The organism is Loktanella sp. R86503 (assembly GCF_042466455.1).
Lineage (GTDB): Bacteria > Pseudomonadota > Alphaproteobacteria > Rhodobacterales > Rhodobacteraceae > Loktanella.
In genome coordinates this window covers 1,714,047-1,727,899 of record NZ_JAXHCI010000002.1, presented here as the reverse complement: position 1 = coordinate 1,727,899, position 13,853 = coordinate 1,714,047, and the positions used below count along the sequence as shown (strand labels likewise).

22 protein-coding genes are annotated in these 13,853 nt (G+C 58.9%); all 22 read left to right on the top strand.

From position 1 onward, the window contains the following. The 22 genes from ssb to SJY10_RS09325 all read left to right on the top strand — a co-directional run bounded on the left by ssb (window position 1) and on the right by SJY10_RS09325 (window position 13,848). Window positions 1-471, top strand: coding sequence for a single-stranded DNA-binding protein (gene ssb / locus SJY10_RS09430; RefSeq protein WP_386681878.1), 471 nt, complete (start codon window positions 1-3; stop codon window positions 469-471). Between the two features lie 101 nt (window positions 472-572). Then, a complete protein-coding gene (locus tag SJY10_RS09425; RefSeq protein ID WP_386681876.1) occupies window positions 573-827 on the top strand; it encodes a hypothetical protein in 255 nt (84 codons plus the stop codon). After that, window positions 824-1,456, top strand: coding sequence for an RAD52 family DNA repair protein (locus SJY10_RS09420; RefSeq protein ID WP_386681874.1), 633 nt, complete (start codon window positions 824-826; stop codon window positions 1,454-1,456). The genes SJY10_RS09425 and SJY10_RS09420 overlap by 4 nt, the downstream gene beginning before the upstream one ends. After that, entirely contained in the window at window positions 1,453-1,899 is a 447-nt protein-coding gene (locus SJY10_RS09415) for a hypothetical protein (RefSeq protein WP_386681872.1), read from the top strand. The genes SJY10_RS09420 and SJY10_RS09415 overlap by 4 nt, the downstream gene beginning before the upstream one ends. 133 nt (window positions 1,900-2,032) lie before the next feature. Then, window positions 2,033-2,425: a hypothetical protein gene (locus SJY10_RS09410; RefSeq protein WP_386681871.1), complete on the top strand. Its 393-nt coding sequence runs from the start codon at window positions 2,033-2,035 to the stop codon at window positions 2,423-2,425. Beyond that, a complete protein-coding gene (locus SJY10_RS09405) occupies window positions 2,422-2,814 on the top strand; it encodes a hypothetical protein (RefSeq protein WP_386681870.1) in 393 nt (130 codons plus the stop codon). Before SJY10_RS09410 ends, SJY10_RS09405 begins: the two co-directional genes overlap by 4 nt. Next, entirely contained in the window at window positions 2,811-3,476 is a 666-nt protein-coding gene (locus tag SJY10_RS09400; protein ID WP_386681868.1) for a hypothetical protein, read from the top strand. The genes SJY10_RS09405 and SJY10_RS09400 overlap by 4 nt, the downstream gene beginning before the upstream one ends. 149 nt (window positions 3,477-3,625) lie before the next feature. Then, complete coding sequence (locus SJY10_RS09395) at window positions 3,626-3,991, top strand: hypothetical protein (protein WP_386681866.1); 366 nt, start codon at window positions 3,626-3,628, stop codon at window positions 3,989-3,991. After that, window positions 3,988-4,164: a hypothetical protein gene (locus SJY10_RS09390; RefSeq protein WP_386681864.1), complete on the top strand. Its 177-nt coding sequence runs from the start codon at window positions 3,988-3,990 to the stop codon at window positions 4,162-4,164. Before SJY10_RS09395 ends, SJY10_RS09390 begins: the two co-directional genes overlap by 4 nt. Beyond that, window positions 4,161-4,592, top strand: a complete 432-nt coding sequence (locus SJY10_RS09385) for a hypothetical protein (RefSeq protein ID WP_386681862.1) — start codon at window positions 4,161-4,163, stop codon at window positions 4,590-4,592. The genes SJY10_RS09390 and SJY10_RS09385 overlap by 4 nt, the downstream gene beginning before the upstream one ends. Then, entirely contained in the window at window positions 4,589-4,807 is a 219-nt protein-coding gene (locus SJY10_RS09380; RefSeq protein ID WP_386681860.1) for a hypothetical protein, read from the top strand. Before SJY10_RS09385 ends, SJY10_RS09380 begins: the two co-directional genes overlap by 4 nt. Before the next feature lie 149 nt (window positions 4,808-4,956). After that, window positions 4,957-5,532, top strand: a complete 576-nt coding sequence (locus SJY10_RS09375) for a hypothetical protein (protein ID WP_386681858.1) — start codon at window positions 4,957-4,959, stop codon at window positions 5,530-5,532. 168 nt (window positions 5,533-5,700) lie between these two features. Next, a complete protein-coding gene (locus SJY10_RS09370) occupies window positions 5,701-6,000 on the top strand; it encodes a hypothetical protein (RefSeq protein WP_386681856.1) in 300 nt (99 codons plus the stop codon). Between the two features lie 172 nt (window positions 6,001-6,172). Next, window positions 6,173-6,466 (top strand): hypothetical protein, encoded by a 294-nt coding sequence (locus tag SJY10_RS09365; RefSeq protein ID WP_386681854.1) that lies wholly within the window; start codon window positions 6,173-6,175, stop codon window positions 6,464-6,466. A 4-nt stretch (window positions 6,467-6,470) separates the two neighbouring features. Continuing rightward, window positions 6,471-7,781, top strand: a complete 1,311-nt coding sequence (locus SJY10_RS09360) for a hypothetical protein (RefSeq protein WP_386681852.1) — start codon at window positions 6,471-6,473, stop codon at window positions 7,779-7,781. Further along, the gene (locus SJY10_RS09355; RefSeq protein WP_386681850.1) at window positions 7,781-9,907 is read left to right on the top strand and encodes a hypothetical protein; all 2,127 of its coding nucleotides are present in this window, start codon (window positions 7,781-7,783) and stop codon (window positions 9,905-9,907) included. Before SJY10_RS09360 ends, SJY10_RS09355 begins: the two co-directional genes overlap by 1 nt. Before the next feature lie 65 nt (window positions 9,908-9,972). After that, window positions 9,973-10,290 (top strand): hypothetical protein, encoded by a 318-nt coding sequence (locus tag SJY10_RS09350; RefSeq protein ID WP_386681848.1) that lies wholly within the window; start codon window positions 9,973-9,975, stop codon window positions 10,288-10,290. Between the two features lie 5 nt (window positions 10,291-10,295). Next, window positions 10,296-11,153 carry a hypothetical protein gene (locus tag SJY10_RS09345; RefSeq protein WP_386681846.1) on the top strand — a complete coding sequence of 286 codons (858 nt, stop codon included), beginning with the start codon at window positions 10,296-10,298 and terminating at the stop codon, window positions 11,151-11,153. Further along, window positions 11,150-11,608 carry a hypothetical protein gene (locus tag SJY10_RS09340; RefSeq protein ID WP_386681844.1) on the top strand — a complete coding sequence of 153 codons (459 nt, stop codon included), beginning with the start codon at window positions 11,150-11,152 and terminating at the stop codon, window positions 11,606-11,608. The genes SJY10_RS09345 and SJY10_RS09340 overlap by 4 nt, the downstream gene beginning before the upstream one ends. 21 nt (window positions 11,609-11,629) lie before the next feature. Then, window positions 11,630-12,217 (top strand): hypothetical protein, encoded by a 588-nt coding sequence (locus SJY10_RS09335; protein WP_386681842.1) that lies wholly within the window; start codon window positions 11,630-11,632, stop codon window positions 12,215-12,217. A gap of 3 nt (window positions 12,218-12,220) precedes the next feature. Next, window positions 12,221-13,132, top strand: coding sequence for a Mu-like prophage major head subunit gpT family protein (locus SJY10_RS09330; RefSeq protein WP_386681839.1), 912 nt, complete (start codon window positions 12,221-12,223; stop codon window positions 13,130-13,132). A gap of 59 nt (window positions 13,133-13,191) precedes the next feature. After that, window positions 13,192-13,848 (top strand): hypothetical protein, encoded by a 657-nt coding sequence (locus SJY10_RS09325; protein ID WP_386681837.1) that lies wholly within the window; start codon window positions 13,192-13,194, stop codon window positions 13,846-13,848. Window positions 13,849-13,853 lie beyond the last annotated feature (5 nt).

The window sequence follows — 13,853 nt, the reverse complement described above, 5'->3', positions numbered from 1 at the left end:
ATGCTGAACCAATGTCAATTCATCGGCAATCTGGGCGCTGATCCAGAAGTCCGCACGTTCAATAACGGTAACAAGGTTTGCAACCTGCGCATCGCCTGCACTGAAAAGTGGAAGGACAAAAACAGCGGCGAGCAAAAGGAAAAGACCGAGTGGGTGTCCGTCGCCATTTTCAGCGAAGGTCTGGCCGGGGTTGCCGAACGTTTTCTCAAGAAGGGCAGCAAGGTCTACATCAGCGGCAAGCTGGCCACGCGCAAGTGGCAGGACCAGAGCGGCGCGGATCGTTACTCGACGGAGATCGTTTTGCAGGGCTTCGACGCCAAGCTAGTGATGCTGGACGGCGCGAACAACGGCGGCGGATCTGATCGCGGCGGCGACGCTGGCGGCTACGGGTCGCAGGGCGGCAGCGGCGGATATGGCGACCAATCAGGGCAAAATAATCGTCGCGAATTAGACGACGAAATCCCGTTTTAAGTTGTAAAAACAATGGGTTTGTGCCATAAATCAAGTGACGCAGGCGGGTATTTGGAACTCCCCGCCCGCGTCTATCACATCAAGCCGTTAGGAGGCTCAATATGACGAAATCGTTCGTAACCGCAACGCATGGTGCAACGCAAGTGCGCTTGTATCCCGACACCTACAATATCGGGCAGTCGGAGTGCGCCCGCATCCGCCTGCGCATCGCCCGCGAAGGATTGGAGCGTTCCAGCGCCCGCCTGCTTTCGACCGAATACGAACCGCCGATCACGCTGCCGATGTGGGCGCGGATGCACCGCGCAGACCGCGCAGACTACGACCGGGCGATGACAGTTTTGGAGGGACGGGCATGATGGACTGGGAAATCGCAAAGCCATTGCTGGAAGCCAAGCTGGACCCTGCGCACGTTCGCAAGCCGTCCGGCAGCTTCGGTCCCAAGGGCGACTACATCGAAGGCTGGCACGCTATTGCCGAGGCTAACCGCATCTTTGGGTTTGGTGGCTGGTCTTACACGATCAAAACCATGACGCAGGACAGCCTGAAAGAGGGCAAGACCGCCAAGGGTGATGTGCAATGGCAGGCCGCTTACACCTGCATTGTCACCGTGACCGTGGGTGACGTGGTGCGCGAAGATGTGGGCTTTGGGTCTGGCTTTGCCAAGCAGATCGGTGATGCCGTCGAGGGTGCGACGAAAGAGGCCGTGACTGATGCGCTAAAGCGTGCGCTGCGGACGTTCGGCAATGCGTTCGGCCTGGCGCTGTATGACAAGAGCCGCGAAAACGTCGGTGCACCGCCAATCCCATTCGATGCAGCCAAGACCCGCGACCGCATCAAGGCCGCAATCGTCGCCGCCGCCGATCAAGCCAAGCTGGACGCGCTATGGTCCCATCACGCCACGAAAGATGCCGTGTCTAAGCTGACCGAGGCAATGCAGAGCGAATTGCAGGCGGCATACAGCAACCGCATGGGCGAGGTGGCATGATGAGCGTAGCCGTTCGCCCCATAAAGGACGCTGCCGACGTTGCCCGGGTTGTGCAGTTATTCAAGGAACGCGAGAAGCCTTTCACGGTCACGATCACCCCGGGCCTGCCGCGCACAAATCCGCAGAACGCATTGCAACGCAAGTGGGTGCAGGAAGCCGCTGAACAGTTGGGCGACGGCACGCCAGAGGAAAAGCGCGGCTACTGTAAGCTGCATTTCGGCGTGCCTATCCTGCGTAACGAACACCCTGTCTTTGCCGAAAAGTATGACCGCATCATTCGCCCGCATCCATACGCGGAAAAACTGGAAATGATGATGGACCCGCTGGATTTTCCGGTCACGCGCCTGATGAACACAAAGCAAAAGACGGCATACCTAGACGCTATGCGCGTTCACTTCGAAGGGCAGGGCGTTGTGCTGACCATTCCGGAGGCCGGCGCATGAGCAAGCAGGAACTCCGCCTAAGCGCCTGCGAGGGCAAGCAGCCGTTTCCGCACGACATGGCCCGCAAGGTCGCCAAGCGAATGCGTAAGAGCAACGCCAAGTCACGCACCTATCGCTGCCACGTCTGCGGGCAATGGCACATCTGCACGGCCAGCAAGAACACGAGGGGGCCGCGCCGATGACCGCGTTTTTCAAGCCGCCCAAGGTCAAGGCAGATCCCAAGCACATGCACGCCGTAAAATGTCTGCCGTGCGTGATCTGCAACGCGCCGCCGCCGTCTGATGCACACCATTGCACGCACCGGCCAATGGCGGACGAGCCACACGGATATGACCGCATCCCCGGCGCAGGCCAGCGATCCGGCGACCGCGACACGATCCCGCTGTGCAAGCGGCACCACCAGGACGGGCCAGAGGCGATCCATAACGGCAAGAAAACTTGGCGCGACCGTCACGGCCCTGACTACCAATTTATCCCAGACACCCGCGCCGCCGTTGCGGCCATGCAAGGGGAGATATCGTTTTGACCAAGCACGGACCAATCGCCGCCGCGCCGCTTTCATGGCAGGCGCAACAGCACGCGGAAGGCGTAGCGGCAACCAAGATGCGAACCGCCTACCTGATCGAACTGCTGCGCAACGCAGAGAGCTACACGCAGGCCGCGCAAATCGCCGGAATGGACCGGACCATGCTGCACAAAGAGTGCGCCCGCCTAGGGGTGAGCAAGGACCGCCTGCCAGCGTTTGAAAAGCCGCAAAAGCCCAAGCCGTTTGCGTTCAAGCGGAAACTGACCCGGGCGGAATATGACGAATACATCGACCTGCTGAAATACATGGGCCGCGCTGATCGGGCGCTGGAAGCAATGGGCCGCGCTGATCTGGCAGCAGGCTACCGCGAAGCAAAGGGCATGGCATGACAAACACGATTAAGATTGACCGCGACGAACTGCGCCGGCGTTGGGCAGGCACCGAAAGCGTTGCAGAGATTTGCGCCGCGTTCGGTGTTGGTCCGTCATATCTGCGCAAGGTGGCCCGCGAAATGAAGCTGGACAAGCGCACGCACGTCATGGGTCGCCGGTCAGAGGATTTGCAGGACACGCCGGAAATACGCGCCATGTGGGACGCAGGCAAGCCGCAGCGCAGCATTGCAGCAGTGCTTGGCGTGCCAGATTATGTCGTTTCAGAACTGGCCAAGCGTTGCGGGTATCCACAGCGGGCCACACGCATCGGTGCAAAGAGCGGCACGTTCTGGAGCGACGAGGACAAGGCCAAGGCAATCGATATGCGCCGCCAGGGCTGCACACAGACCGAAATCGCCGTTGCGGTTGACCGGTCCGTCAGTTCCGTTGGTTCGGTGCTGCGGGCGGCTGGCCTGACAACGCGCAAGCCGGTTGTTCATCGTGGCCGCGACCTACGCGCAGCAGCGCCAAAGCCGAAAGACCTAAGCCTAGGCGGACGCCTGCGCGACACGAAGGGCAGCTACGCCATGCTTTCGCAGATCGCCGCAAAGCAGGGATGGACACAAACGCAGGTGCAGCAGCGTTATCACCGCGCAATGGCAGGGGAGGCGGTGCAATGATGAGTTGGGAAGAATGCGCAGCAGCAGGGATGACGCAAGCCGAAGCCGCCCGCCACCGCAAGTGTAACAGCAATTCCGCTTGGTATCAGTCGAAGGTGAAGGGCCTAAAGTTTGCGACCGCGAAAACTTCGGAATACGTAAAAGAAAACATGCGGAAAGCACAGATCGTCCACGCGGAAAAAGCCCGCCTGAAATGGACGCCAGAGATCGAGGCGCTTTGGAACAGCAATCGCACGCAGAAAGACATTGCGGCGGAGATCGGTTGCCGGTCGTGGACGCTAACGCTTGCTGCGCGGCGTGAAGGCAAGCCGCCCCGTGGCATTGTATCTAAAGCCAAGCCGGGTGAGGCCATCGGCGCAACGCCCCGTCCAGATGCAAACCTGACAGCCAAGCAAAAGGCAGACGTGCACACCCTGCGCAGCGCGGGCTACACGCTCAACAAGGCGGTTGAGATGGTCACAGCCCCCCGCGTGAAGATCCGCTTCGCAACGCCAGCAAACGAGGCCCGCGCATGACCTTCACCGCAACCACCAAAGACGGGAAGATCACCATCGAGGGGACGTGGATTGACACGTTCCCCGCATCGGAGGCCCCGGCCAAGCTGGCGCTATTCGAGGATCTGCGGGAACTGCCGGGATACACACAAGCCGCAGATGCACTGCGGGCAGCAATGGGAGAGACGGCATGACACGCAAGGACGCACTGATCGCGCTGCGGGACAATGTGCAGGCAGGCAGGATGGACGACACTAGCGCGTTTCATGATGTTTCGCAGCAAGTTTGGCTGCACGACGCTTTCCACGGATACCTAGACGCGGCCAAGCAGTTTCACGACGCGGTGTTGCCAGGGTGGTGGTTCCAGATCGGCACTTGCTGCGTTTCGGATGATGCCCGCGTAGCACCAGACTACAACGACAAAACGCACCGCGCCCGCCTGATTAAGCAATTCCCCGCTATCATTGACGGCGAAGAGTGGGACAGCATCACCGACATTGACCAGCGCCCAGCCGGCAACCTTGCCCGCGCCCTGTTGTTGGCTGACCTGACGGCGCTGATTTGGATCGAAGAGGTCAATGCTGATTTGGGCAGCGACCGTTCCCAATGGATGCAGCCATGACCCCCACCCGCCACCAGCTATCCGCCGCAATCCTACACGGGGGCAGCATACACCCCGACCACATCGAGATTGCCGCCGCCATCGTCGCCGCCCGCTACTGCCCGGTTAAGACGCCGCGCATCATGCAGATCATGGGGCTGGCGAAGGGATACGACACAAGCGCAGACGCGGGACAGCCGCACCGCAAAGGAGAGAGCGCATGGCAGGGCCAGTGACAGTGATTAAGCAGGGCCACCCGAATTGGGTTGTCCTTTCCGCGTTTTTCATTGGCAGCTGGGTTGGCGCAGTTCTTGCGCTGGCAGTTGTCGTGATTCGCGCCACCTAACAACGCCACCCGGCGCAACACCACGAGGGACAGCAGACAATGGCACGAGCACGCAAGGCAGGAAAGCGCACCAAGTCAGGGCAGCTATCACGCGCCAAGGACGAAGTGGATCGCCGCACTTTTGAAGAAAGCGATACGCAGACGGTGCTAAAAGCCCGCCGCCGCCATCGCAGGGAATTTACGCAACCTGCCGATGCAGAAGCATGGCGCAAGAAGGACGCAGCCCCCGTGACCAAAGCACAAGCGACACTGCACAAGCTGGATGCACGCGGTAGCATCCTTGGCATTTTGTGGGCGGAGGGCAAGATCACGGCGCAAGAGCGAGAGGCAGGGCAGGACTACTGCCAGCGTTATATAAAATACGCCAGCACCAACGGCTTGCCGCGCCCAACGGTGCAAGGATGTGCCTATGGCGAGGTGCGAGGTAACAGCCGACCTGACAACATCCGCGCCGCAATCGCCGCCAAGGAAGCGCACCGGGTTGACCAGAACATTCTGCGCAAATGCAGTTCGGGCGTTATCCCGGCAATCATGCGGGCATGCGTTCGTGAGGAAAAGGCCCCGCTGCACCAGATAAAGGAAGGTCTACAAGCATTAGTGCAAGAAGGGCGTTGACAACATACGCCGCGCATGGTTTGGTATAATGCAAGAGCAAATGCCGCCTGTAGCAATACAGTGCGGCGTTTTTCGTTTCAGCACCCCGCCAAGCGGTCCAAGCCCTGCAATGCAGGCCGCGTGACGTAACAACACGCGCACCAATATCCCCAGCATGAGGCCGACAGCATGGCAACCGTAAAGATCACAGCGGGTGAGGTCGGCGCACGCGCGAACAATGACAACGTGATGATCTACCTGGGCGACACCACGTCCACGGAGACTGTCACCTCGTCGGCAACGTCTGTGCAGGCCGCATTAGTCGCAGGCCGTGGGTGCGTTGCAGTAATCTATTGCGACACGCCATTGATGGTTTTGTCCGGCGAAAACCCAACGGCAACCGCAACCGCAGGCACGTACTGCCCCGCTGGCATGCAGACTTATATCGCGGTCCAGAAGGGCCACAAGATTGCAGTAATCGACGCATAAGGAGACCGATGATGACCAAGGACGACAAAAAGCCAGCGCCAAAAAAAAGCGCACCAGTCAAGCCAAAGGGGCGCAAGTCGCCACGGGCAAAGTGAGCAAGACAGGACGTCCCAGCGAGTATGACCCAGCAATCTGCGACACACTTGATGGCTTTGGCTCAACGGGCGAGGGGATGGCAGAGGCAATCAGCTTGCTGGGTATCTCACGCGACACGTTTTATCGGTGGCAGAAGGAATACCCGGAGTTTTCGGACGCCGTAAAAGGCGTGAAGCATCGTTCGCAGGCATGGTGGGAGCAACAGGGTCGCATCGCCACGTTCGGTGGAACCGATGGGTTCAACGCAACTAGCTACATCTTCAACATGAAGAACCGCTTTCCAGACGAATGGAAGGATCGCCACGAACTAGCACACAGCGGGGGCGTCACGATTAGCGTGATTGACAACTTTGGTCACGATTCCGAATGATTGGGTGGCGCGTCCGCATCAACGCGCACTGTATGACAGCTTCGGTCACGGCAAGCAGTTCCAACGCGGTGCTGCTGTGTGGCACCGGCGGGCGGGCAAGGATAGCTGCGCCCTAAACCTGACGGCGCGTGATATGTTCAAGCGCGTCGGCACATATTGGCACCTGTTCCCGGAACAGACGCAGGCCCGCCGCGCAATCTGGAACGGTATCGACCGCCAGGGGCGCAGGATTATCGACCAGTTCTTGCCGCCGGAGGTTCGCAAGCGGACCAACGCGCAAGAAATGCTGATCGAGACGGTAAACGGGTCCATGTGGCAGATGGCCGGGTCTGATAACTATGACAGCCTTGTAGGTTCAAACCCTATCGGCGTGGTGTTTTCGGAGTGGTCAATCGCCAACCCGGAGGCCTGGGAATACATTCGCCCGATCTTGGTTGAAAATGATGGCTGGGCATTGTTCATCTACACGCCGCGCGGTCGAAATCATGGCTACAGCACGTTTATGCGGGCGCTGGAGGCTGACAACTGGTTTTCGCAAAGCCTGTCTGTTGAGGATACCGGTTTGGTGACTGTGCAGCAGATTGAGGACGAGCGGCAAGCCGGTATGTCTGACGCAAAGGTCCGGCAAGAGTTCTACTGTTCGTTTGAGGCTGAGAGCGATGACCAGCTGATTAAATTCGGCTTGGTGCAAGAGGCAATGCAGCGTGACTGCAAGCCTGAATCGTTTGATGAAAAGGTTATCGGCGTAGACGTTGCGCGGTTTGGCGATGACAAGTCGTGCATTTACTTCCGGCATGGCCGCGACGGCAACCCTATGCCGTTTGAGCGCCATGCAGGCATGGACACGATGCAGCTTGCGGCGCGTGTTGCTGACTGGATCAGGCGCTGGGGGCCGGATGCGGTCTTTGTCGATGACGGGGGTGTAGGTGGCGGCGTAGTGGACCGGCTGCACCAGCTGGGCTTTCATGATGTGCGCGGCGTGAACTTCGGCGGCAAGTCGGACTATCAGCGCACCGGTGAACGGGCGGCAAACAAGCGTGCTGAAATGTGGCTGTCTGCGCGGGCTTGGATGGAGCGCGGCGGGCTGCCTGACGATCAACTGCTGGCGGCTGAACTTAGTGCGCCGATGTATAAATACGACGCAAACAACGCGATCATCCTTGAACGCAAAGAAGACATGAAAAAGCGCGGCGTTCCTTCACCGGACATCGCGGACGCATTCGCCCTGACGTTCGCTTACCCCGTCATGCCACAGGCAGACACATGGGAGGCGGAGGAGCAGGACCACGGCAGAAACGACGCCACGGGGTATTGATGGACAAGTTAACAGACATCGACGCAGACGTGGTGGAGGACGGAGCCGAAGTGGTTAGTCTGACGCTTGAGCAGATCCTGCAATCCGAAAACCTTGCCGAAATTCTTGACCAGCACGAGCTGGACATGATCGGGCAGGAAGCGGTTGACGACTACAAGCTGGACAAGGGCAGCATGAAAAGCTGGCTGGACCAGATGAAGGACGGCATCGAGCTTGCCAAGCTGACCAAGGCGGAAAAGACTTATCCGTTCAAGGGCGCGGCAAACGTCAAATATCCGCTGGTCACGACTGCTGCGCTTCAATTCAATGCGCGGGCTTATCCGGCGATTATCCCGAATGACAGCGTTGTCCGCACAAGGGTGCACGGCACGGACCGGACGGGGCAGAAGGCGGCACGTGGCGACCGTGTTGCTGCGCACATGTCGTGGCAGTTGACCAGTCAGATCGAGGAATGGGAGGAGGAGACCGACAAGCTGTTAGTCCAGCTTCCCATCGTTGGCACAATGGTGCGCAAAGTCTGGTATGACCCAACGGTGCAGCGTCCGCGTTGCCGGGTCATCACCCCTGGTGCGTTCATCGTTAACGACAAGATCAAGGCGCTAGGTGAAGCCCCCCGGTTGACGGAGGAAATCAGCTTTTACCCGTCCGAGATTGAAAGCCGCAAGCGTGCCGGCACGTTCCGCGACATCGACTACCTCGAGGCTGACGGTGTTGACCGCATGAAGCCGGAGGAGTTCATCGAACAGCACACGCGGCTGGATCTGGACGGCGACGGATACGACGAACCGTATATTGTGACGGTGCAGGTATCGACGGGCAAGGTGGCCCGCATCGTGGCTGACTTCGATCAGGACAGCATCATTTTCGCCCCGCAAGACCCGATGGCGGTGCAGATGGCGCAGATGGCGGCAATGCAGGGCTTTCCTGTGCCGCCAATGCCAGAGCCAGAGGTTATCTCTATCGCACGCGGCAGCTATTTTGTGCCGTATCACTTCCTCCCAAGCATGGACGGGGGCTTTTTCGGCACCGGTCTGGGCATCCTGCTTGGCGATATTTCTAAAACGGTCAACTCGATCATCAATATGATGATGGACGCGGGCCACATGGCATCGCTGGGCGGCGGCTTCATCGGCTCTGACATGCGGATCAAGGGCGGATCGCAGCGGTTCAGCCCCGGCGAATGGAAGATGACCGGCGCTAAAGGCGCAGACGTGCGGAACAGCATTGTGCCGATGACGTTCCCCGGGCCTGACGGCACATTGTTTCAGTTGCTGGGCTTGCTGATCGACGCAGGCCGCGAGGTTGCCAGCGTCAATGACATCATGACGGGTGACAGCGGCGGCAAGAACATGACCGCGACAACCACGCTGGCGCTGATCGAGCAAGGCATGACCGTGTTCACGGCGTCTTATAAGCGCATTTTCCGCGCACTTAAGGCAGAGTATCGCCTGCTGGCAAAGATCAACGCGCAATACGTCAGCGCAGAGGAATACAGCGCGTTTCACGACATGGTGGACGCTCAAGGCCAGCCCGTCATGCTGGACCCTGCGCAGGACTATGGCGCGGCTGACATGGACATTCAGCCGATTGCTGATCCGAACAGCGTGACCAAAATGCAAGAGGCTGCAAAGGCGCAGATCATCATGCAGCTGGCAGAGCAAGGCATGGTGGACAAGGGCGAGGCGATGACGCGCATCCTGTCTGCCGCAAGCATCCCGGACACCGAGGCGCTGGCACCAAAGCCGGACCCGAATGCCGAAAAGATGGCGCAGTTCCAAGACATGATGATGCAAGCCGACGCGGCGCTTAAGCAAATCTCTGTGCAGAAGGCGATGGCCGACATGGCGAAGGTCCAGGCCGAAACCGTTGGCGAAAATGTTGACGCCGCCGCTACGGCGGAAGGCATCGAACTGGAAAAAGCAAAGATGCAGTTGGAGGCAATACGCGATGGACTTGCAGGCATTATCGGATCGGGACTTGGACGAATGGCGCAACCACCCGGTTTCGGTGCTGATCCTTTCGGTGGTCAAGGCATCCCTGGCGGCGCAGGCGGATATGGCGAAGGCGGCGTATTGGTCGGGCAACCCTTGGCCGGAAGCAGACCGGTTGGCCCTTATCAGGGCTGAATCGCACCTTGAGGACATCTTCGAGGCGGGCGCAGACGATTACAGATCAATGATGGAGATACTCGATGACCAACACCAGCGGGCTGACGCCCCTAGAATATAACGTTTTGCTAGAGCCGGACGAAATCGCCACCACGACAAAAGGCGGCTTGCACCTGGCTCCGATCACGACGGAGCACGACAAGCATCGCAGCCAGCGCGGCACAATCGTTGCCCTGTCGCCCTTTGCATTCAACGACGACATTTACCCTGCCGACATGCCCAAGCCCCAACCGGGCCAGCGTGTCGCCATCGCGCTTCATGCGGGCGCGTTCGTAACGGGTGAGGACGGCAAGGAATACCGCATGGTGAAAGACAAAGACATCACCGCATTGATTGGATGAATACGATGACCGACCGAATCGACGAGCCGGAGATTGACGCGGATCTGGTTGACGACGACCAGACGGACGATATTGAAGACACGACGCCGGAACCCGACCCGGATCGTGAACAGCTGGAAGCGCAGGCCCGCAAGTATGGCTGGCGTCCACAGTCCGAGTTTGACCGCGCCCCGGCAAGCTGGGTTGACGCAGATCGCTTCCTTGAGTTGCCAGCGACCAACGTCAAGGTTCTGCGCGATGAAATGAAGCAGCGCGATGAAGATTACAAACGGCAGATTGAGGAGGTCACGCGCGGCACTAAAATGGCCGTTGAGCGTGTTCGGGCGCAAGAGCAGCAGCGATATGAGGCTGACCTCGCCGCAATCCGCGCCGCCAAGCGTGAAGCCGTCGATATGGCTGATGTAAAGGCATACGAGGCCGCAGAACAGCGTGAGCAGGCGCTAAAGGCACCTGACGCCCAAGCGCAGCCGACGCAGCCTGACGGCCCGCAGGTTGACCCCTACGTGCAAGAGTATGCCAGCGCGAATGACTGGCTGAAAAACCCCATCTTGTTTGACACAGCCAAGCGCCTGATCGACGCCAATCCTGCCGCGCTGCAAATGGGCGCAAAGGATCAGTTGGCCTACGCTGAAACCGAAATCAAGCGCATGTATCCCGGCTATTTCCCGGCGCAACAGCAGGCCCCGGCCCGCGCATCCCGCGTTGATAGCGGGGGGCTTGGCACCGGGCGCAGGCAGGGCAAGGGCGCAGATGACCTGCCCGCCGATGTGCGCCGTGTTGCGAAAGAGTTCGTCCAAGAGGGCGTTTATAAATCGGTGGACGAATACGCCGCAGACTACTTTGCCCAGGAGGCTACGCGATGACCCGTGCTGATGAAACAAAGACCGCCCGCCGCCGCCGCAGTTCAGACCAGCTGACCGGCAACCGGAACCGCATGGCGGTGGATACGTCCGCACTGGACCGCGACAATTTTGAATACCGCTTTATCAATGACGTTGGTACGCGGGTGCATGACCTGACGGTCCGTGACGACTGGGACATTGTTTCCGACCGTGACGGCAAGGTCAAAGGCGATACCGCAGGTGACGGCGCACAAGTTGCTGTCAATGCGGGCAACGGCGCAGACGGCAAGCCCGTCCGTGCAATCTTGGTGCGCAAGCCCAAGGAATTTTACAAAGATGACCATGCTGCAAAGCAGCGCCAAATTGATGCACAAGAGGCCGCACTTAAGGGTGGAAACACCCCCGGCGGCGATACGTCGAACCAGTATGTGCCGAACGGGGCAAGTTCCCCAATGAGCACGCGGCTCGGCAAATAAACCCATCATAGGAGAAGCCAAATGGCTAACGGAAATGCACCACGCGGCCTTGCGCCCGTGCGTTACCTTTCTGGTGCTCCCTACAACGGCGCTGTGAACAAGTATTACGTCGCCGCTGGGGATAGCACTGCAATTTATCCGGGGGGCTTGGTTAAGTTCGCCGGTTCCGCTGATTCCACGGGCATCGCGTCCGTGACCGGCAACGTCGCCACCGGTGACGCGGTTGTGGGCGTCATGATTTCGCCAGCAATCGACAATGTTGGGCCGACCGACCTGACATATCGCCCCGGTTCTACCGCTGGTTACATCTTGGTCTGCGATGACCCCGATGTGTTGTTTGAGATCCAAGAAGACAGCGTTGGCGGTGCCTTGGCTGCAACCGCAGTTGGCAACGTGGCCGACCTGACCGGCTTCACCGCTGGCAGCACCTTCACCGGTTCGTCCTCCATGCAGCTGGATAGCTCTACTGCAACGGCAACAGGTGACGGCACGCAGGACGTGCTGATCGTGGGCGCTGTTCAGCGTCCGGATAATGAAATCGGCGCAAACGCAAAATGGCACGTTCGTTTGAACAACCATGCGTTTGTTGACGGCAACACGGGGGCTTAAGAAATGGCAACTCCAATCACACGCGCCGCGCACCCGAAAGCCCTTTGGCCTGGCGTGCACAAGTTCGTCATGGACGACTACAACGAGCATCCTTTGGAATACAAAGAGCTGTTCAACGTCGAAACGTCCAAGATGGCCTATGAAGAAGATGTCGAAGTGTCCGGCTTCGGTCTGGCACAGGTCAAGGCCGAAGGTGCCAGCACCATCTACGACAGCCACGCGCAGGGCGTCACCACGCGTTACACGCACGTTGCGTATTCGCTGGGCTATATCGTCACCCGCGAAGAACTGGACGACAACCTTTACAAGGGCCGTTCGTTCAAGCGTGGCAAGATGCTGAACTTTTCGTTCCGCACCACGAAGGAAATCGTTGCCGCAAACGTGCTGAACCGCGCGTTCAACTCCGCCTATGCCGGCGGTGACGGCAAGGAACTGATTGCAACCGATCACCCGTCCCTGGCCGGTGAATGGTCCAACGAGTTGGCGATTGCTGCCGACCTGTCCGAGGCATCGCTTGAAACGATGCTGACGCAGATCAACAGCGCCAAAAACTCGCGCGGCCTGCCGATTGCAATCCGTGGTCAAAAGCTGGTCGTCGCCCCTGCCAACATGTTCGAGGCAGAGCGCATCATGAACAGCACGCTCCGCGTTGGCACTGCAAACAACGACGTGAACGCGATCAAGTCTATGGGCCTGCTGCCCGGCGGCGTGGTGGTCAATCACTACCTGACCGATCCCGATGCATGGTTCATCAAGACCGACACGCCAGACGGTCTGACCATGTTCCAGCGCACTCCCTACGAGTTCACGCAGGACAACGACTTCGATACGGCCAATGCAAAAGCCAAGGGCTATGAGCGTTACTCGGTCGGTTGGAGCGACCCGCGCACGCTGTTCGGATCTGCTGGCTCCTGATAAAGCTGTACTTTGGCTTAGAACAATGGTATGGGCTGTCATCCTAAAGGAGATGGCCCATGCCTAATTGCTCATACTGCGACAAAGAAACGCAAAAGTTGGTCAAGACGCTTTGCAAGGCGTGTTATTATCGACAAAGAAAAACAGGCAGCCTTGAATATCAGAGGTGGGGCAAGCGAAACACCTGCGATATTGAGGGCTGCGACGACCAAGTTGTTTCACATGGACTTTGTGACAAGCATCGCCAGCGCAAGCGGCACCATGGCCATACAGACACGATTAGGCCTGATGACTGGGGCCAACGAGAATCCCACCCGCTGTATTTTATTTGGGGTGGGATGCGGCAACGCTGCGAAAACCCGAACAGTAAAGACTTTGACAACTACGGGGCAAGGGGCATTAAAGTCTGTCCCGAGTGGCAAGACTTCTGGCAGTTTGTTTCTGACGTTGGGGAGCGCCCTTCGCTGGATCATTCCATTGATCGCATCGAATGTAATGGCAATTACGAGCCAGGAAATTGCCGCTGGGCCACCTACACAGAGCAAGCCCGCAATCGGCGTTCGTCTGTTATCACCGAAGAACTGGCCATTGAGGTCAAGCGTCGGTGCGCGATGGGCGAAAGAACATCAGATATAGCAAGATCAATGTCCCTTGATTACGACCATGTGCGCAATGTGGTTGTCGGGGCAAGCTGGGGCGACGTTAAGCCCCTCTAAGGGGG